Here is a 17909-nt window from a genome sequence, read left to right as displayed (position 1 = left end):
GGCATTTCCGGCGGTTCGTGGCCTGCATGCGCGGTTTAGCGAAGGCGTCGCAGGATCGCCCCGAGGATTGCGCTGTCGACCGCCGCAGCCTGACCAGGGTAGTGGCCCGCGCCAGTTGCCGGGTGAGGCAGCGACGCCCATTCCATCGCCAGGTTCGCGGCGAATTGGTAGTTGCTGATTTCCCCGGCCTTCCATCCCAGCAGCCCGCGGTTCTTGAGCAGCTCATGGGCCAGTTTATCCTGCAGGGCGGGGGTGAACAGCGCGGTCTCGGGAAGCGCCAGTTTCCGTTTCAATCCGCGCAGCGTCGTGCGCGTGATCTGGTAGCGGCCCAGCGCGGAAGAGTTCCACCGATTACCCGGGTGCTGGAGCATCGCGGTTTGCAGCTTGTCGATTTCCGCCAGAGTCATCCTGGTCAGGCTCACGTTGCCGCCGGTGAAAGCCCCATAGGCCAATGTCTCGTCATACCCGTCGCCCCTGTCCGTGCCTTCTGCCTCGCCGATCAGGTCGAGGAGCGGGGCCATGTCCAGGATACTCTCGCCAGCCTTCGGCCCATCGGCCTCGCTGTGGGGCGCGGGAGCGTCCTTGACGAATTCGAGCTTGAGCGTCACGCCGATGCTGGCCGCGGGCGTGTCCTTCTCGACCGTGGCCTCGGCATGGCTGTCCAGCGAGCCGCCGGTAATAGCTACCGGCGCGCAGGCCGTGACCGATGCCATGAAGACCGCAGCCAGTGCTGCGGGAATGTATTTTTTGAGTGCCGTCACACTCTGTTTCTGGCGTTTCATGTCGCCCTCCGTGCGGTTGAAAGGACGACTCCGGAGCCGTGTGATACTGTTATGGGTATGCCGGCAATAAAGGTCGTTACATTCAGGTTACGCCGGGATGTAACTTTGTTTTAGAACAGTTAGTTAAGGGGATTGGGATGACTCCCGGAACCGAACAGCCGACGGACTTGCAGCGATTTGGGGAGCTGGTAAGGGAACGCAGGAAGCACCGGGGATGGACCCTGGAAACCCTTGCGGGAATGGCGTTTTCGAACATCGACCGGAAGGGCCATGTTTCGGATATCGAACTCGGCAAGCGGAAGGCCTTGAAAAGCTCTACGGTCAGAAGCCTTGCCGTCGCCCTCGATATCGAGCCCGAGGAGATACCGACGTCGCTGCGCTGGCCGGAGGCCAATTCCGCCTTGCGGCCCTCGGGCAAGGTCGTGCAGGATGTGTATGATCAGGTGGCGCTTCTGGTTGGCCGCGAGACGGAAGCTGCACGGGAAGTCGGCTTCCGCGACGGGGCACTGATCGAGCTGGCGAACCGATACACCGGCAGCACACCGAAAGATTTCGATGCAGCCGTCGCAAGCCTGTCGGAGGTATTGGAGCAGACGCGGCAGGCCGCCACGCAGGATCAACTGGCGGAGGAGGACAGCCGCGCCTACCGGCTGCTCCTGGCGAAACTGGCGGATATCGAAGCCAGTATGTTGGACCGACAATGGTCAGTCCGGCGCCGATGGGGCGCGGCTGTTCTCGGTGGTGTCCTGGCCTTGGCAATCGGGCTCGTGACGGTCTTCGCCTCGAACATCACTGGCCTTTACCATCGATTTTCGATCGCGTATTTCCGGCCGGATGGGGCCGTTGCGCGTCTCCTGTCCGAAGCTCGGTATTTCGACGAGGCGGGCAACGCTAGGTCGCACGAAGGGCTTTCAGAATACGAGGCCGCGATCTACAATCGGGGCCGGGGCCTCGACTCCGAGGCCGATGCGCGAGCGGCGCAGGCGTTGCTCGAGGGGTGCCCCAACTCGAACGGGCTTGACCTGGCCGCGCTCGACTTGCGTACGCTCAGCCTCGACAAGATCCGCGAACATTGCGGCCGCGTCACCCTGTCCGACGTCGATTTCAGGGGCTCCGGCCTGCCGCGCGTGTCGTTTCCCCCCGATACGAACCTGTCCCGATCGCGGTTCTCGGGGGCCACTCTGGCTGGTACGGAATTCGGCAATGCGGATGTGACGGGCGCAAGTTTCGACTGCGCCGACATCTCCGGAGCGGATTTCCGCAACGTGCGAGGCCTGACGCAGACCCAACTGTCCAACGCGGTTTGCGGATACGGATCGATGTGCGGGCCGAAATTGCCTGTGGGGGTCGCCATGCCGTCCGACTGCACGTGGATCGAGGATTACAGGGAAGCGAACGACCTGGAACAGTGCTCGTTCATTCCTCCTTTTCACGCGGTGGACACGGGCCAGCACGGCGTGGCGATGCGATCCTGCTTCCGGGATCATCTTGCCCGCGCGGAATAAGGCAGGTGGCAACCCGCCGTCGTCAAGAAGCGGCGGGTTGCGTTGAGTTTAGCGTTCCGCCACGGGCGGGCACAGGATACAAGCTGCTGCAGTATTCGCGGTCAGCACACCGCCCATCAGGGCAACGATCACGGCGAGAGTCTTGAACATCCTTGGTCTCCAGGTTTTCACAACGTAAACCTATTACCGACCTTCTCGATATTCAATAACACCCCGGAGCCGCGCGCGGAATCCTCTCGAAATATCCTATATTATCCAAACAGTTGGGCGGAAACTTACATGTGACGAGCCGAGCTCGCCGGGTCACGCGCGATCCTATCCCCGCTCCTCCGCCTTCGCCCGGTCCCACAGCGCGTCCATCTCGTCGAGGTCCGACTGGCCCGGCTCCCGGCCATCCTCGGCGAGCCACCCCTCGATCTTCTCGAACCGCCGCGTGAACTTGGCATTCGCTCCGCGCAGGGCGGCTTCGGGTTCCACCCCCATGTGCCGCGCCAGGTTGGCCATGACGAAAAGCAGGTCGCCGAATTCTTCCTCGACCTTCTCGTGGGGCAGGGTCTCGGCGGCCTCGCGCAGCTCGCCGGCTTCCTCGGTGATCTTGTCGAGCACGTGGGACGCATCCGGCCAGTCGAACCCGACCCGGGCCGCCCGCTTCTGCAGCTTCACCGCCCGCAACAGCGCGGGCAGCCCCAGCGCCACGCCATCCAGCACGCCGGTCTGGGCCTTGGCCGCCCGCTCGGCGGCCTTCACGGTTTCCCAGTCGCGCGTCTGCTGTTCGGCCGACTTGTCGCGGCTTTCGTCGCCGAAGACATGCGGATGGCGCGCCACCATCTTGTCGGAGATCGCATCGGCCACGTCGTCGAAGCCGAACATCCCCTTGTCCCGCGCGATCTGGGCGTGAAACACCACCTGCAACAGCAGATCGCCCAGCTCGTCCTTCAGCTCGCCCCACGCCTCGCGCTCGATGGCGTCGGCCACCTCGTAGGCTTCCTCGATCGTGTAGGGGGCTATCGTGCCGAAATCCTGCTCGATATCCCACGGGCAGCCGCAGTCGGGGTCACGCAATCGCCGCATGATCTCGATCAGGCGCGGCATGCCCCCGTGGGGGTCGAAAATCAACGGATCGTCAGGCATTGCACCCCCTCAAATCTTGCAGTTGAATGCAGCGTGACCGCAGAGGCGCGAGGAGTCCAGACATGGCCGTGATAAACCGCATCGCGGGGTTCGCCGACGACATGACGGCATGGCGCCGGCACCTGCACACGCATCCCGAGCTGGGGCTCGAGTGCCACGAAACGGCGGCGTTCGTGGTGGAAAGGCTGCGGGAATTCGGCATCACGCAGATCGAGACCGGCATCGCCACCTCGGGCGTCGTCGCGGTGATCGAGGGGCGCGGCGAGGGGCCCACCATCGGCCTGCGCGCCGACATGGACGCGCTGCCGATCAACGAGGCCACCGGGCTCGACTATGCCAGCGCGGTCCCGGGCCGGATGCATGCCTGCGGCCATGACGGGCACACCACGATGCTGCTGGGCGCCGCGCGCTACCTTGCCGAAACACGCAATTTCGCGGGCCGTGTCGCGCTCATCTTCCAGCCGGCGGAAGAGGGGCCGGGCGGCGGCCGGGTGATGGTCGAGGAGGGCATCATGGAGCGTTACGGCATTAGCGAGGTCTATGCGCTCCACACCATGCCCGGCGCGGCGGAGGGCAGTTTCGAAACCTGCCCGGGCCCGATGATGGCCGCCGTCGACAGCTTCGATATCGACATCACCGGGCAGGGCGGCCACGGCGCCATGCCGCACGAGACGCGCGACCCGGTCGTGGCGGCCGTGGGCATGGTGCAGGCGATCCAGACAATCGTCAGCCGCAACCACTATGCCCTGAACGAACTGGTCGTGTCGGTCACCCAGATCCACACCGGCAGCGCCGAGAACATCATCCCCGAAACCGCCTATATCAACGGCACCATCCGCACGTTCGACCCCGAGGTGCAGGACATGGTCCACCGCCGGTTGGCCGAGATCGTGGCTGGGCAGGCGGCCTCCTACGGGGTCGAGGCAAAGCTGCATATCGAGGTGGGCTACCCCGCGACGGTCAACCACCCCGACCAGACGGCCTTTGCCGCCGAGACCGCCCGCGAGGTCGCCACCGGCGGCACGGTCGTCGACGACCGGCGCAAGGAAATGGGGGCCGAGGATTTCTCCTACATGCTGGCCGCGCGGCCCGGGGCCTACCTCTTCATCGGGCAAGGCGAGGCGGCGGGGCTGCACCACCCGAAATTCGACTTCAACGACGCGGTGGCGCCGGTGGGGGCGTCGTTCTTTGCCCGGCTGGTGGAGCGCGCGCAGCCCGCCGCCTGATGCGCGGGCTTGACGCCTTGCGCCGAACCTGCACAATTTGATCAAATTATTCCGATCAACAACGGGGAGGGACACCGGCATGGCACTGGAAGATGCGAAAAAGGAAGTCGACAACGCGCTCATTCAGGAGGATCTGAAGGGGCTGTCGCATGAAAACACCTTCGGCGGCGCGCTCTCCTTCCTGCGGCGGGCCTATACGAAGAACCTGACCGGCGTCGACGTGGCGGTCACCGGCATCCCCTTCGACCAGGCGGTCACCAACCGGCCCGGCACCCGCCTCGGCCCCCGCGCCATCCGCGAGGCGAGCACGCTTCAGGCCTTCGATGCGCCCTATGGCTGGGGCTATGACGCGATGAGCGAGCTGGCCATCGTCGATTATGGCGACGTGGCCTTCGACTACGCCAAGATCCAGGATTTCCCCGACGCGGTGACCGACCATATCCGCACCATCCTCGCGGCGGACGTGCCCAGCATCGTTTTGGGGGGCGACCACTACATCACCTTCCCCATCCTCAAGGCCTATGCCGAGAAATACGGCCGCCTCTCTCTGGTCCAGTTCGACGCCCATACCGATACCTGGCCCGATGACGACATGGAGCGCATCGACCACGGCACCATGTTCTACAAGGCGGTGAAGATGGGCCTGATCGAGCCGTCACGCTCTGTCCAGGTGGGCATTCGCACGTCGAATTCCGACCCGCTGGGCGTCAACATCATCGACGCGCGCGAGGTCTACGAGGCCGGCCCTGCCGCCACGGCACAGAAGATCAAGACTATCATCGGCGACCATCCGACCTATGTGTCGTTTGACATCGACGGGCTCGACCCCGCCTTTGCGCCGGGCACCGGCACGCCGGTTTGGGGCGGGCTGACCTCGGTGCAGGCCTCGATCATCCTGCGTGATCTCGCAGGGATCAACATGGTGGGGGGCGACGTTGTGGAAGTGTCGCCGCCCTATGACACCTCCGGCGCGACGGCCGTCGCAGGGGCGCATGTGGCGACGGACCTCATCAGCCTCTGGGGCTGGCGCCATCGGAAAGGGTAGGAATTTGAGTATTTTTGGCAAGATGAAAGGCTGGGGATGCGCATAGTCGTCATCGTTCTGCTTGTGGTGCTGGTGCTGGCCGTGGGGCTGGCCGTCTACGTGCGGGTGGCGCCGTCTGACCCCGACCGCTGGCACGTGATGCCCGACGACGTGACCGACCGTGACCTCGAAGGGGGCGCGATGCGGGTGGTCGACGCGGGCGAGGGGGGCCTCGCCCGGCTGCACGAAATCATCACCGATACGCCCCGCACCACGGTGCTCGCAGGCTCGGTCGAAGAGGGCATGATCACCTATGTCACCCGCTCGAAGGTTTTCGGCTTTCCCGATTACACCACGGTGCAGCAATCCGGCGGCAAGATCCGCCTCTACGGCCGCCTGCGCTTCGGCAAGTCAGATCTGGGAGTGAACGCCAAGCGCGTTGACGGGTGGCTGAACCGGTTCCGACAGGGATGACGACAGGCACCCGTCGCTGATCTCGCGCCACATCGGGTTGTTGAGCGACATCTGGCATTGCGCCATGAAGGTGCGCCCGTCGACATGCAGACAGGTCATCTCGCCGATCTCGACCCGGCTGCCCGACTTGTCGGTGCAGTAGCAATCCACCGTCTTGCCGTTATACATCCCGTCGGCCATCGCCGGGGCGGCAAGAAGGGAGAGAAGGATGGCGAGCCGTTTCATCGGCCCAGTATAGCACCGCCTTGGCGCTTGACCAAATGAAAGGAATGGGACAGACCGGCGCCATGGTGCCCTTGGACAAACTGAACGAGATTACGCAGCGCTTCGAGTATCTTGAGGCGAAGATGGCCGAGGGCGGCGGCGATATCGCGCGGCTGGGCCGTGAATATGCCGAGCTGCGCCCGGTGGTCGAGGAAATCCGCGCCTACCGGCAGTTGCTCGACGATCTCGAGGGCGCCGAGGCGATGCTCGACGACCCCGAGATGCGCGACCTGGCCCGCGAGGAGATGGAGGCGCTCGAGGCGCGCAAGCCCGAGCTGGAAGCCAACCTGCAACTGGCCCTGCTGCCCAAGGACGAGGCCGACAACCGCTCGGTCATCCTCGAGATCCGTCCCGGCACGGGCGGCGAGGAGGCGGCGCTGTTCGCCAGCGACCTGCTGCGCATGTACCAGCGCCATGCCGAGATGAAGGGCTGGAGTTTCGAGATCATCGAGATGAGCCAGACCGAGCTGGGCGGGATCAAGGAGCTGGTGGCCCATGTGAAGGGCGACGGGGTCTTTGCCCGGATGAAGTATGAAAGCGGCGTGCACCGGGTGCAGCGGGTGCCCGAAACCGAGAGCGGCGGCCGCATCCACACCTCCGCCGCGACGGTGGCCGTGCTGCCCGAGGCGGAAGATGTCGACATCCAGATCGACCCCAACGCCCTGCGCATCGACACGATGCGCGCCAGCGGGGCCGGGGGCCAGCACGTCAACACCACCGATTCCGCCGTGCGCATCACCCACCTGCCCACCGGCATCGTGGTGACCTCCTCCGAGAAGTCCCAACACCGGAACCGGGAGATCGCCATGCAGGTGCTGAAAACACGGCTCTTCGACATGGAACGGCAGAAGGCCCATGACGCACGCTCCTCGGCCCGCGCCGCGATGGTGGGCTCGGGCGACCGGTCGGAGCGGATCCGCACCTACAACTTCCCGCAAGGGCGGATGACCGACCACCGCATCGGCCTCACGCTCTACAAGCTCGACCAGATCATGGGCGGCGACCTCGACGAGATCACCGACGCGCTCACGGCCGACGCCCAGGCCACTCTCCTGGCGGAGATGGAGGGGTGAGCCGCACCGTGGGCGACGGCCTGTCGGAGCTGCGCGGCAAGCTGGCCGCGGCGGGCATCGAAAGCTCGGCGCGCGAGGCGCGGCGGATCATGGCCGCGGCCCTGGGCGTGGCGCCTGACCGGGTCAGCCTGATGCAGACCGACCCGTTGCCCCATGCGGCCGAAGACCGGCTCTCGGGCATGGCCGCGCGCCGCTGCGCGCGTGAGCCGCTGGCGCATATCCTCGGCCTGCGCGCCTTCTACCGCCACGAATTCCGCGTCACCCGCCACGTGCTCGACCCGCGCCCGGAAACGGAAGTGCTGGTCGAGGCCGGGCTGGGCGCGCCGTTCGAGCGGGTGCTCGACCTGGGCACCGGCACGGGCTGTATCCTGCTGTCGCTTCTGGCGGCACGGCCGGGGGCCGAGGGGACGGGCACCGACATCTCGGAAGAGGCGCTCGCGGTGGCGCGGGAAAACGCCCAAGGCCTTGGCGTGGCCGACCGCTGCAACCTGCTGAAATCCGACTGGTTTTCCGCCGTCGAGGGGCAGTTCGACCTGATCGTCTCGAACCCGCCCTATATCGCCGCGTGGGAGATGGATACGCTGGAGCCGGAACTGCGTTACGAGCCGCGCGGGGCGCTGACGGATGAGGGCGACGGGCTCACCGCCTACCGCGCCATCGCCGCGGGCGCGATGGCACATCTCGGGCCCGGCGGCCGCCTGCTGCTCGAGATCGGCTGGCGGCAGGGGCCCGACGTCTCGGAAATCCTGCGGGCGGCGGGCTTTGACAGCCTGCGCATTCTGTCCGACCTCGATGGCCGCGACCGGGTGGTCAGCGCGGCCCGCACCCTCTCGGGGCCGTGACATTGGGCCACGCGAACGGCAAAAATCGCCCGAATCCGATGTAATTTTGGCCTTTCCCCTTGTCTCGGGCGGTCAGGCATGTTTACTGGAGGGGTCAAGACGGTGGATGCCTCTGGCAGGCGGTCCCGCTTGACACCAAGCCAGAACATGTCGGATCCGGGTCAATTTTCGGCGCAAGGGGCGCCAGACGGATCAGAAGACGCTTTGAGCATAGGGCTGACAACTTAACTATGAGATCATCCAAGTCACGTTCGCGGAACAAGTCGAACCGCAATAGATCGATGGGCAATGTGGTCAACCGGGTTTTCGACAGCTCGGGGCCCGAGGGCAAGGTGCGTGGCACCCCTCAGCAGATCATCGATAAATACAACCAGCTGGCGCGCGACGCGCAGCTGTCGGGCGACCGTGTGGCCGCCGAGAACTTCCAGCAGCATGCCGAGCATTACCTGCGCCTCCTGGGCTCGGCCCAGAAGGAGCAGGACGCCAAGCGCGAAGAGCAGGAACGCCAGAACCGCGAACGCCAGGCCGAGCGCGACCGCGAGCGCGCCAAGCGGCAGGAACGCGAAATGAACGGCGGCGAAATGGTCGAGGACGACCAGCCGCAGCAGCCGCAACACCGGAACGACCAGCCGTCGCAGGGCGAGGGCAAGTCGAAGAAGCAGCAACGCTCCGACGTTCTGGAAACCAGCGGCGACGAGCCCGACAGCGGCCTTGTCGAAACGCCCGAAAGCAAGTCGAAAGACGGCGGATCGGGCAAGCAGGACAAGCCGCAGGAGAAGGCGGAAGAAAAGCCGCAGGAAAAACCCAAGCGCACCCGCAAACCGCGCACGCCCAAGCCCAAGGCCACCGATGACGGCGGCGATGGCGGGGACGGCGGCGACAAGGGCCCGAACTCGCAGGAGGCGGCGGAGTAGGCTGTTTCCCTACGTTGAAATCTGGAAAAGCGCTGCCGAAGGGTGGCGCTTTTTTGTTACGACAGAAGTCAACATGGTAAAGGGGCAGCAACAGGGACTTTGCGGCCATTCGCAATTCTTGCTATCTGCGGATTTTCTGGCAGTTCAGAACGGAAATCCCAGATGAGACATGCCGATCATTGGCGGGAAAAACTCGATCAGGACGCAGCGCTTCCGAAGGCGTTCCGCCTGTCGCGGTCGCGCATCATGTATATCGAGTCGAAATCCGATGGGCTTGAAGGAGAGGCAGTCGTCGGTCGCGTGTATTTCTCGAAGTCCGGCAAGACTCTCTATTACAAGGGCCTTCGCTTCCAAAGCCTGAAGGGGGCCGGTTTCAAGGCGAACTATTTTGACATCGAGACCGGAGATTTCTACTGGATCTCGGGGCCCCGAAAAGATCAGAACGACAGGCTCTACGGAGGGAACCGAGGTGTCCTTGTCGATGATGACGTGCGCGACGAGTACCTGGCGCTCATTCGTTAGCGATTTCGAGAAGCCGGCGTAACCTCCGCAAGTTTGTCGGTTCTGGCCGGCATGACGTGCCATCCACCACTGCCGGATCGCCACCCCCGGCTTGGCGATCACGCGGCGTGACAGACCGAACGCTCAGGTCTACCCCTCGAACCCCCGCGCCAGCGCGCAGAACTGCTCCAGGGACACCACCTCGGCCCGGTCGGTGGGCTTGATCCCCGCCGCCAGCAGCCGGTCCTCGATATCCGGGCCCAGCCCCTTCAGCGCCGCCCGCAGCATCTTGCGGCGCTGGTTGAAGGCGCGGGCCACCACGTCCTGCAATATCTTCGGGTTGGCCGGGTAACGCGGCGCGGGCAGGGCGGTCAGATGCACCACCGCGCTCGATACCTTCGGCGGGGGCGAGAACGCCCCCGGCGGCAGGCTCATCACGATCCGCGCATCGCAGCGCCACTGCGCCAGCACCGCCAGCCGCCCATAGGCCTTGCCGCCCGGTTGCGCCACGATCCGCTCGGCCACCTCGCGCTGGAACATCAGCGTCAGGCTCTCCCAGAACGGCGGCCAGTCCTTCGGCGTCAGCCAGCGCACCAGAAGCTCGGTGCCGACGTTATAGGGCAGGTTGGCCGCGATCCGGATGGGCGGGGTCAGATGCGCCAGCGGGTCCACCTCCAGCGCGTCGCCCTCGATGATCTGCAGCCGGCCCGGGCAGGCGGCGGCGATCTCCTCGAGCGCGGGGATGCAGCGGCTGTCCTTCTCCACCGCCAGCACCTTGCGCGCGCCCTCGGCCAGCAACCCCCGGGTCAACCCACCGGGCCCCGGCCCGATCTCCAGCACGTCCGACCCGGCCAGGTCGCCGGCCGCACGGGCGATCTTGGCGGTCAGGTTCAGATCCAGCAGGAAGTTCTGCCCCAGCGCCTTGCGGGCGGAGAGCCCGTGCGTGGCGATGACCTCGCGCAGGGGCGGCAGGGTGTCGATTGCGCTCATGCCCGTCTCAATTCAGCATAAACCGCGCCAAGGCAAGGGCCGGCAGCGAAAATGCCGGCACCACCGCCAGCCCCAGCGCCGTGGCCCCCACGGCCTGCGCCCGCGTCAGCGGCAGGCACAGCAGCAGCCACAGCGCGGCGGGCCCCTGCAACACCAGCCCGCTCACCGCCCCGGGCATCACGCTGCCCGTCGCCAGCGACACCGCCACATGGCTCAGCGTATTGGCCAGCAACGCCCCGCCGATGAGCGCCAGCACCGCCACGCCCAAAGGCCCGCCCTGTCGCCAGCCAAAGACCCCGACCGCGATCGCGAAAAGGTTCAGCAGCCCCGCCGCCAGCGCGAACTGGCTGATCGTCAGGTCCCCGAGCGACCCCGCCAGCGCCGGCAGATGCGCCATTGCCCAGAAGGGCAGGAACACCGCCTCCTCGGTATTCTGGATGACAAAAGCGAGCAGCAGCACCGCAAGCGGCCGGCCGCACCGGCCGGCCCGGGCGCCGCTCATGCGGCGCTGCGGGCGACGGCCATGCGAGCGGCCAGCCGCAGCGCCTCGATCGTCGAACTGGGGTTGGCCACGCCCTTGCCGGCGATATCCAGCGCCGTGCCGTGATCGGGCGAGGTGCGGATGAAGGGCAGGCCCAGCGTCACGTTCACGCCCCGGTCGAAATCGAGCGTCTTGATCGGGATGAGCGCCTGGTCGTGATACATCGCCACGGCCGCGTCATAAGTAGCCCGCGCGCCCGCGTGAAACATCGTGTCGGCCGACATCGGCCCGGCGAGGTCCAGCCCCTCGGCGCGCAAGTCCTCGACCACTGGCGCGATCAGCTCGATCTCCTCGCGGCCCATCTTGCCGCCTTCGCCGGCATGGGGGTTGAGCCCGGCCACCGCCAGCCGCGGCGTCGGGATCGAGAAGTCGCGCACCAGCGCCGCATGGGTGATCCGAAGCGTGTCGCGCAAAAGGTCAGCCGTCAGCGCCTCGGGCACGTCCTTCAGCGGAATGTGAATGGTCGTCGGCACCACCCGCAGCGCATCGCTCGCCAGCATCATCACCACCCGCTCGACGCCCCCCAGCGCGGCCAGGTACTCGGTATGGCCCGGATAGCCGAACCCCGCGCCATCCTGCAGCGCCTTCTTGTGGATGGGCGAGGTGCAGACGGCGCCGGCATACCCGTCCTGCACCAGCGTCACGGCGCGGGCGATCACGTCGATCACGCCTTGCGCATGGGCCGGGTTGGGTGTGCCGCGCGTCAGTTCCCCCTCGAAGCGGTGCGGCAGAACCGGCAGGCCACGGGGCAGGGCGGAAAGACAGCCCTCGGGGCTGTCGATCTCGACCACGCGCGCGCCTTCGGGCAGGTGGTCGGGGTCGCCGATCAGGAAGAACGGCAGCCGCCCCTCAAGCTTCTCCCACGCCCTGACGGCCAGTTCCGGGCCGATCCCGGCTGGCTCGCCACATGTCAGCGCGATCGGTGCGGTCATCTCAACTCGACGATCCGGGCCTCGGCGCGCAGTTGCTCAAGATAGCCGTTGGCAAGGGAATCGAGCCGCCGGTTGCGGATGAAGCTGGTCAGCTCCTCCGAGCTGGGGCCTTCGCCGCCTTCCAGAACCGGCGTGCGGCCGCAGAGCATCAGGAAGACCAGCGTCTGCCCGTTCGTGCGCGTCAGGCTGGTCGACACCTCGCCCGGGTCGAGCTTGGCCAGCTCGCGCGCCACGTCCTGCGGAATCTCGTTCGGCGCCTTGGTCTCGCGGTCAAGCACCTCGGGCGGCTGGCCCTTGGCGATGCCGTAAAGGTCGTCGCAGGTATCGACATCGGCCTCGACATTGGCGGCCCGCTGCAACGCGGCCTCGCTGCGCCCGCCATTGATGTAGTACATGGCATATTCGATGGCCGAGTATTGCGGCGTCGGCACCGCGGTCTCGGCGATGTCACGCAGCTGCAGAAGCACGATGGCGCGCTCGGTCGGCAGCGGCGCTGACACCTCGCCCGGCGACAGGCCAAGCACGATCGGGCGCAGCGGTTCGGGCAGTTCGCTCACCGCGGTCCAGCCCATCTGGCCGCCGCTGTCGGCCGAGGGCGAGGCCGAATAGCGCCGCGCCGCCGCGGCGAATTCCGAGAAGCTCTCGATCCGCGAAATCTCCTCGGCCCGCGCCATCACCTCTTCGCTGTTGCCCTGCGGAATGGGCAGCACGATTTCCGACAGCAGCACCGTCACGCCCGACGTGCCGGTCAGCGCCAGCTTGGCGCGTTCCATGTCCTCTTCGCTGACCGAGACGGAATTGGCGAATTTTGCCCGCACCACTTCGCGCCAGGTCACGCCGGCCCGCACGAAGGCCCGGAACGACGTCTCGTCGACACCGGCCCCGGCTAGGCTCCGGGTCATCTCCGCCGCGGTCATGTCCCCCCGCTGGGCGAATTCCTCCATCGCCTCGTCGACGGCAGCTTCGCTGACCTGCAACCCGTTCACCTTCGCCGCGCCCAGCTTCAGCCGATCCTCGACCAGCTGTTCCCGGGCCATCTCGACCGGGTCGCCCGGAGAGCGGAACAGGGTCAGCATGCGCGCGCGCTGTTCGATTTCGAACCGGGTGATGGCCTGGTCGTTGACCTTGATGACCGGCTGGAACAGGCCCTGTGCGGCGACTTGGGGCGCGGGGGCCAGGAACAGGGCGCCAACCAGCGCGGCCACCGCCGCTTTGAAGACAACAATACGCATTGAAACGTCCATTCGGGTTAGTTGTTACAAGATCTGACGTAGCTTTTGTCGCTCGTCTTTGTGGTGAAGCCCCTGAGCCCGACCGTCAAGCTGATATCGGTCGAGGGCGCAAGGATCGTTGAAGACGTGAACCGGCGCGAGGCCGCAAGGCGGACTTCCACGCATTCGTTCGTGTAGGTCACCCCGAGGCCGGCGCGCACGCTGTCGTCGCTGGCCACGTCATAGCGCCAGTTGGCGCTGCCGGTCCAGTGCCGCGACAGCCGGTAGGACGCATCGAACGCCCATTCCGAGATCGTCGTCGCCCGGCTTTCGGCCAGGTCGCGGCCCAGCCAGATATAGGTGGCGCTGAGGCTGGCCAGGCTGTTCTGCCAGCTCGCCCGCGCCTCGGCCTTGGTGGTGTTGAACGTGTCGTCGAACAGGCCGCGCGCCGTCAGCACAAGCCCGTTGCCGGTTTTCACCTGTCCCGCCACCAGCACGTCGGACACCTTGCCATTCAGGCCCGAGGAACTGGTGAAACTGTCGAGCCCGTTGGTTTCCAGCTGGATCTCGTCGCGCACCAGCTGCCCCATCGCCAGCGAGGTCTGAAGCCCGGTGGGGTCGAACCGGGTCCAGCTGACGCCATAGGCCGCGATCATGCCCCGCTCCCGCCGGTCCGGCGCGGTGAAACGCGAGGTCGAGAAAAGGTTGCCCTCGTCGAACTCGATCCGCGTGCTCTCGTCATTGGGGATGAACGGGTTGCTGCCGCCCACCCAGCTGAACTGCACGATCGGCTCGACCACGTGGGTGGCCCGGCCATTGCCGGCATTCAGAAGCGGCCAGCGCAGCTCCAGCTCGACGGTGGGCGAGACCTCGGTCGCCTCCGACAGGCTGGTCAGCCCGGCCTGCCGGATCTCGAAATGGTCGATCGCCACGCCGGTGCGCACATGCGCCAACACCCCGCCCGGCAGGGTCCAGTTGCGCAGCCAGTCGGCGCTGACGGTCATGCGGCCCACATCGCGCCCGTCGGCCCAGACGTCGATATCGGGCCCGTCGCTGATCAGCCCCGACGAGCGGATATGCGAATGCGCCAGCATCCCCAGCCGGATCTCGCCGCCGCCGGCCCAGTTGGGGTGTATCCGCCGCTCCCACTCGGCATTGGTCACCAGCGTCGGCAGGGTGCTGTTCTGCTCGCCCACCCGCAGGCTGTGGAAATAGGTGATCGCGCCGCGCACATAGCTGTCGCGCTTGGCCCGCTCGATCTCCAGCTCGCTGTCGAGCCGGTCCTTCTCGTAATAGGAATAATCCAGCAGGTAGGTGTCGTCGTTCACCGTCTCGATGTCAAAGCGCAGGGTATAGTCGCCCAGCACCGTGAACTCGCCCTCGCCGAAGATATAGCCCCGCCGGCTGCGCGAGCCGAGATTGTCGTCCGATATCGCCCCCTCGAACTCGATCCGGCCATTGCGGAAGGCCTGCCGGTAGCGCAGCTCGAGCGTCGAGCTTTTCGAGGTGATGAACGGCGTCACCGTCAGGTCCTTGTGATCGCCGATCCGGATGAAATACGGCACCCGAAGGCCCGTGCCCAGCAGCGACGAGTTGTAAAGCGACGGCACCAGGAAGCCGGTCGAGCGTTCCAGCGACGGGTCGGGCAGGCGCAGCCGCGGGAGGTAGAAGATCGGCGTGTCCATCACCCGGAACTGCGCATCCTCGAAATAGAGCTGCTTTTCCTCCTGGTCGTGGATCACCCGCCGCGCCCGGATCTGCCAGAGCGGCGGCCGCCCGGTTTCGCACACCCGGCACGAGGTGACCGAGACCTTCACAAGCTGGTTGTAGCGCCCGGCCGAACGGTTCAGCTCCTGCGCGGCCAGCTGCACGTGATCGCCCATCACGATCCGCGCGCCCCGCAGGATGCCCGCGCGCAGGTCCTTGTCCATCTCGCCCGACGAGGCAAGGATTACCGACTCGCCCCCTTCATGAATGACGATCGGCCCGCTCAGGATCAGCTTGTCTTCGGCCCGGTCATAGATGATCCCCTCGGCCTGCAGCCGCGTGCCGTCATAGAGCGCCTCGACATTGCCGGTGGCGACCAGCCGCTCGTTGCCTTCCATGTAGACATCGTCGGCGACCAGGACGGCGGGCGGGGGCGGCGCATCCGTGCCCGTGCCGGCCTGGGCCGTGGCCGCACCCGGCCGGGCCAGCGCCATGACCAGCACCAGGAGACATATTGCGGCAGCACCCCTCATCCGTCCTCCATATGCAAAAGGATGCCCGTCGCCAATAGTATTGAGGCCACAGGTGGCGCCCAAGCCGCAAGAAGTATGGGTATTTCGCCATTTTCCCCCAAGATCTGGGCGAAGTTCCGGATGTAGTGCAGGCCGAATCCCAGCAGCACGGCCGACAGAACCGAGATTCCCGTGTTCGACAGACGGGCGTGCCGCATGGTGAAGGCGGCCGAGATCATCACCAGCGCGACCATGAACAGCGGCCGCGCCAGCTCCATCTGGAACCACATCGCGTAGCGCCGCGCCGAGAAGCCCGCCTGGTCAAGCTGGTCGATGAAGCGGGGCAGGTCCCAGATCGGGATGTATTCGGGCTTGCCGAACGTGTCGATGATCCGGTCCTGCGTCAGCGCCGACGAAAGCCGCATCGTCTCCGCAGTTTCGGCGGCGGCTTCCGGGTTCTCGCCCCGCGAGAGGTCCCATATCTTGGCGTCGTACAGCATCCATTCGCCCTTCGACAGCCGCGCGGCATTGGCCATGATCCGCTGGGCGGGCTGGCCGTCGGGGTCGAAGTCGATGAAGGTGGTGTCGAACAGCACCGTCAGGTCGGAACTGGCCCGCTCGGCATGGATCACCGTCTGCCCCTCGGGGCTGCCCTGCCGCAGCCACAGCCCCTCGGATGCAATCACCAGGATCGCCGCGCCGCCGCCGATATGGCTGTTCACCAGGTCGTTGTACCGCTTCGACGAGGCCGCCACGATCGGGTTCAGCATCGTCACCGCGAGAATGCCGAGCATCAGCGCCACCATGATCGGCGCGGCTAGGCTGCGCAGCGCCGACCGCCCCGTCGCCCGGACCACCACCAGCTCCGACGACCGCGCCAGCCGGATGTAAAGCCCCGTCGTCGCCAGCACGATCACCAGCGGCAGGATCTCGTAATTGTCCGCGGGCACGTTCAGCAGAACGATCTCGAGCACGCTGCCAAAGGGCAGGTTGGGAAAATCCTGCAGCTCGTCGACAAGGTCGATCAGCGCCAGAAGCACCAGGAAGATCGAGAAGACCAGCATCACCGACCAGAAGAACTTGCGCGCGAAATAGGCGTCGAGGGTCATGCCGCGCCCCCCGCCGCGTTGCGCCGCTTGGGTATGAGCCGTCGCAAGAGGCCGGGCCGCGCCGCGAAATTCAAGAGCCCCAGTGTCGTCAGGAAGCCCAGCCCCGCGGGCAGGTACATGAACGGCCATTTCGTGGAATCGCTGATCGCCATGCTGGTGACGCTGCTTTCGATCAGCTTGATCACCACCAGGATCACGAAGGCCATCAAGATTTGCCACCACACCCCGAACCGGCTGAAACTGCCCAGAAGCAGGGTGGCAAAGCCGATCATCGCCGCCACGATGCACATCAGCGCCTGCGTGAAGCGGCTGTGCAGGATGAACTGCAGCTCGTCGAGACTGGCCCCGGTCTGCTCGGATATCTCGTCGGGCCGCAGGATCAGGTCGGCGGTATGGGCGAACTCGGCCTTGTTCAGGCCGGTCGGGTTCCGCGCGATCAGCCGGCTGATATCATACGAGAAATCGTCGAAATGCGTGGTGAAAAGCCGCTTGCCGTCGGGCCGCAGGGTCTGGGCCAGCCCTTTCACCATCACCAGCTTCGTGCCGCCCGGATCCTGCACCAGGTAGGCCTGGGTCGAGGTATAGGTCACCGGGCTGTCCGGGTCGCGCCGGTCCGACAGGAAGACGTCGCGCAGCTCGCCCTCGGGGCTGATGTCGCGAATGTAGAAGGTGATGCCGGGGGCAGGGTGCAGGAACTCCCCCTCCTCGAGGAACCGGGCCGAGATGCTTTGCCGCACCTCCGCCTCGCGCTGGCGCAGCTCGCTCAGGCTGGTGGGGATCAGGTAATGACTCAGAAGCGACATGATCAGCGCCACGATCACCCCGAACACCGCCGCCGCCCGAATGAGCCGGAACGGCGAATAGCCCGTCGCCTGCACCACCGTCAGCTCGCTTTCCGTCGACAGCCGGTTGGTGACATAGACGGCCCCCGCGAAGGCCGCGATCGGCAGCACCATGCCGATCACCCCGGGCAGGGTGAGGGCGGTGAATTCAAGGAATACCCAGGCTGGCTGTCCGTCGCCGATCAGCCGGTCGAACATCCGCACGGCCTTGTTGATCCAGAAAATCGCGACCAGAACCAGCGAGAAGAATCCGAACAACACCATGAATTGCGACAGCATATACCTGTCGAATCTGGTCATGCTCTAAACCCCCCGGTTCGTCTTTTCGG

At 65.9% G+C, this 17909-nt stretch carries 18 protein-coding genes; 8 read left to right on the top strand and 10 right to left on the bottom strand.

The features are described from left to right. Positions 1–35 precede the first annotated feature (35 nt). On the bottom strand, positions 36–782 hold the full coding sequence (locus tag RIdsm_RS15620) for a lysozyme family protein (RefSeq protein ID WP_057815781.1): 747 nt from the start codon (positions 780–782) through the stop codon (positions 36–38). A gap of 239 nt (positions 783–1021) precedes the next feature. On the opposite strand from RIdsm_RS15620, the gene RIdsm_RS15615 reads away from it, so the two are divergent. Continuing rightward, complete coding sequence (locus tag RIdsm_RS15615; protein ID WP_057815783.1) at positions 1022–2287, top strand: pentapeptide repeat-containing protein; 1266 nt, start codon at positions 1022–1024, stop codon at positions 2285–2287. Between the two features lie 315 nt (positions 2288–2602). On the opposite strand, the gene mazG is transcribed toward RIdsm_RS15615, so the two are convergent. Beyond that, the gene (mazG, locus tag RIdsm_RS15610) at positions 2603–3418 is read right to left on the bottom strand and encodes a nucleoside triphosphate pyrophosphohydrolase (protein WP_057815785.1); all 816 of its coding nucleotides are present in this window, start codon (positions 3416–3418) and stop codon (positions 2603–2605) included. A gap of 62 nt (positions 3419–3480) precedes the next feature. On the opposite strand from mazG, the gene RIdsm_RS15605 reads away from it, so the two are divergent. The 3 genes from RIdsm_RS15605 to RIdsm_RS15595 all read left to right on the top strand — a co-directional run bounded on the left by RIdsm_RS15605 (position 3481) and on the right by RIdsm_RS15595 (position 6142). Further along, on the top strand, positions 3481–4644 hold the full coding sequence (locus RIdsm_RS15605; protein WP_057815787.1) for a M20 aminoacylase family protein: 1164 nt from the start codon (positions 3481–3483) through the stop codon (positions 4642–4644). Positions 4645–4723: 79 nt separating this feature from the next. After that, the gene (gene speB, locus RIdsm_RS15600; RefSeq protein ID WP_057815789.1) at positions 4724–5689 is read left to right on the top strand and encodes an agmatinase; all 966 of its coding nucleotides are present in this window, start codon (positions 4724–4726) and stop codon (positions 5687–5689) included. A gap of 36 nt (positions 5690–5725) precedes the next feature. Further along, a complete protein-coding gene (locus RIdsm_RS15595; protein ID WP_057815791.1) occupies positions 5726–6142 on the top strand; it encodes a DUF1499 domain-containing protein in 417 nt (138 codons plus the stop codon). On the opposite strand, the gene RIdsm_RS15590 is transcribed toward RIdsm_RS15595, so the two are convergent. Then, a complete protein-coding gene (locus RIdsm_RS15590; protein ID WP_074939702.1) occupies positions 6080–6367 on the bottom strand; it encodes a hypothetical protein in 288 nt (95 codons plus the stop codon). The genes RIdsm_RS15595 and RIdsm_RS15590 overlap by 63 nt on opposite strands. Before the next feature lie 62 nt (positions 6368–6429). On the opposite strand from RIdsm_RS15590, the gene prfA reads away from it, so the two are divergent. The 4 genes from prfA to RIdsm_RS15570 all read left to right on the top strand — a co-directional run bounded on the left by prfA (position 6430) and on the right by RIdsm_RS15570 (position 9757). Continuing rightward, positions 6430–7479, top strand: coding sequence for a peptide chain release factor 1 (prfA, locus tag RIdsm_RS15585; RefSeq protein ID WP_057816190.1), 1050 nt, complete (start codon positions 6430–6432; stop codon positions 7477–7479). Continuing rightward, positions 7476–8321, top strand: a complete 846-nt coding sequence (prmC, locus tag RIdsm_RS15580) for a peptide chain release factor N(5)-glutamine methyltransferase (protein WP_057815793.1) — start codon at positions 7476–7478, stop codon at positions 8319–8321. Before prfA ends, prmC begins: the two co-directional genes overlap by 4 nt. 230 nt (positions 8322–8551) lie before the next feature. Further along, positions 8552–9235 carry a DUF4167 domain-containing protein gene (locus RIdsm_RS15575; protein WP_057815795.1) on the top strand — a complete coding sequence of 228 codons (684 nt, stop codon included), beginning with the start codon at positions 8552–8554 and terminating at the stop codon, positions 9233–9235. 162 nt (positions 9236–9397) lie between these two features. Beyond that, a complete protein-coding gene (locus RIdsm_RS15570) occupies positions 9398–9757 on the top strand; it encodes a 1-deoxy-D-xylulose-5-phosphate synthase (protein WP_082647372.1) in 360 nt (119 codons plus the stop codon). Positions 9758–9886: 129 nt separating this feature from the next. Here RIdsm_RS15570 and rsmA read toward each other — a convergent pair whose 3' ends face one another. From rsmA to lptF, 7 genes are read right to left on the bottom strand one after another with little or no spacing between them, the layout of a single operon-like run. Further along, on the bottom strand, positions 9887–10726 hold the full coding sequence (rsmA, locus tag RIdsm_RS15565; protein WP_057815797.1) for a 16S rRNA (adenine(1518)-N(6)/adenine(1519)-N(6))-dimethyltransferase RsmA: 840 nt from the start codon (positions 10724–10726) through the stop codon (positions 9887–9889). Positions 10727–10733: 7 nt separating this feature from the next. After that, positions 10734–11228, bottom strand: a complete 495-nt coding sequence (locus tag RIdsm_RS15560; RefSeq protein WP_057815799.1) for an HXXEE domain-containing protein — start codon at positions 11226–11228, stop codon at positions 10734–10736. Beyond that, the gene (gene pdxA / locus RIdsm_RS15555) at positions 11225–12199 is read right to left on the bottom strand and encodes a 4-hydroxythreonine-4-phosphate dehydrogenase PdxA (RefSeq protein ID WP_057815801.1); all 975 of its coding nucleotides are present in this window, start codon (positions 12197–12199) and stop codon (positions 11225–11227) included. Before pdxA ends, RIdsm_RS15560 begins: the two co-directional genes overlap by 4 nt. Further along, the gene (locus RIdsm_RS15550) at positions 12196–13431 is read right to left on the bottom strand and encodes a peptidylprolyl isomerase (RefSeq protein WP_057815803.1); all 1236 of its coding nucleotides are present in this window, start codon (positions 13429–13431) and stop codon (positions 12196–12198) included. Before RIdsm_RS15550 ends, pdxA begins: the two co-directional genes overlap by 4 nt. Positions 13432–13448: 17 nt before the next feature. Continuing rightward, on the bottom strand, positions 13449–15650 hold the full coding sequence (locus RIdsm_RS15545) for an LPS-assembly protein LptD (protein WP_057815805.1): 2202 nt from the start codon (positions 15648–15650) through the stop codon (positions 13449–13451). After that, positions 15647–16738, bottom strand: coding sequence for an LPS export ABC transporter permease LptG (gene lptG / locus RIdsm_RS15540; RefSeq protein ID WP_057815807.1), 1092 nt, complete (start codon positions 16736–16738; stop codon positions 15647–15649). Before lptG ends, RIdsm_RS15545 begins: the two co-directional genes overlap by 4 nt. Then, positions 16735–17880, bottom strand: a complete 1146-nt coding sequence (gene lptF / locus RIdsm_RS15535) for an LPS export ABC transporter permease LptF (RefSeq protein WP_057815809.1) — start codon at positions 17878–17880, stop codon at positions 16735–16737. The genes lptG and lptF overlap by 4 nt, the downstream gene beginning before the upstream one ends. Positions 17881–17909 lie beyond the last annotated feature (29 nt).

It is taken from the genome of Roseovarius indicus, assembly GCF_008728195.1.
Classification (GTDB): domain Bacteria; phylum Pseudomonadota; class Alphaproteobacteria; order Rhodobacterales; family Rhodobacteraceae; genus Roseovarius; species Roseovarius indicus.
The sequence above is the reverse complement of the archived record's forward strand: the minus strand, read 5'-3'. Positions and strand labels throughout refer to the sequence as shown.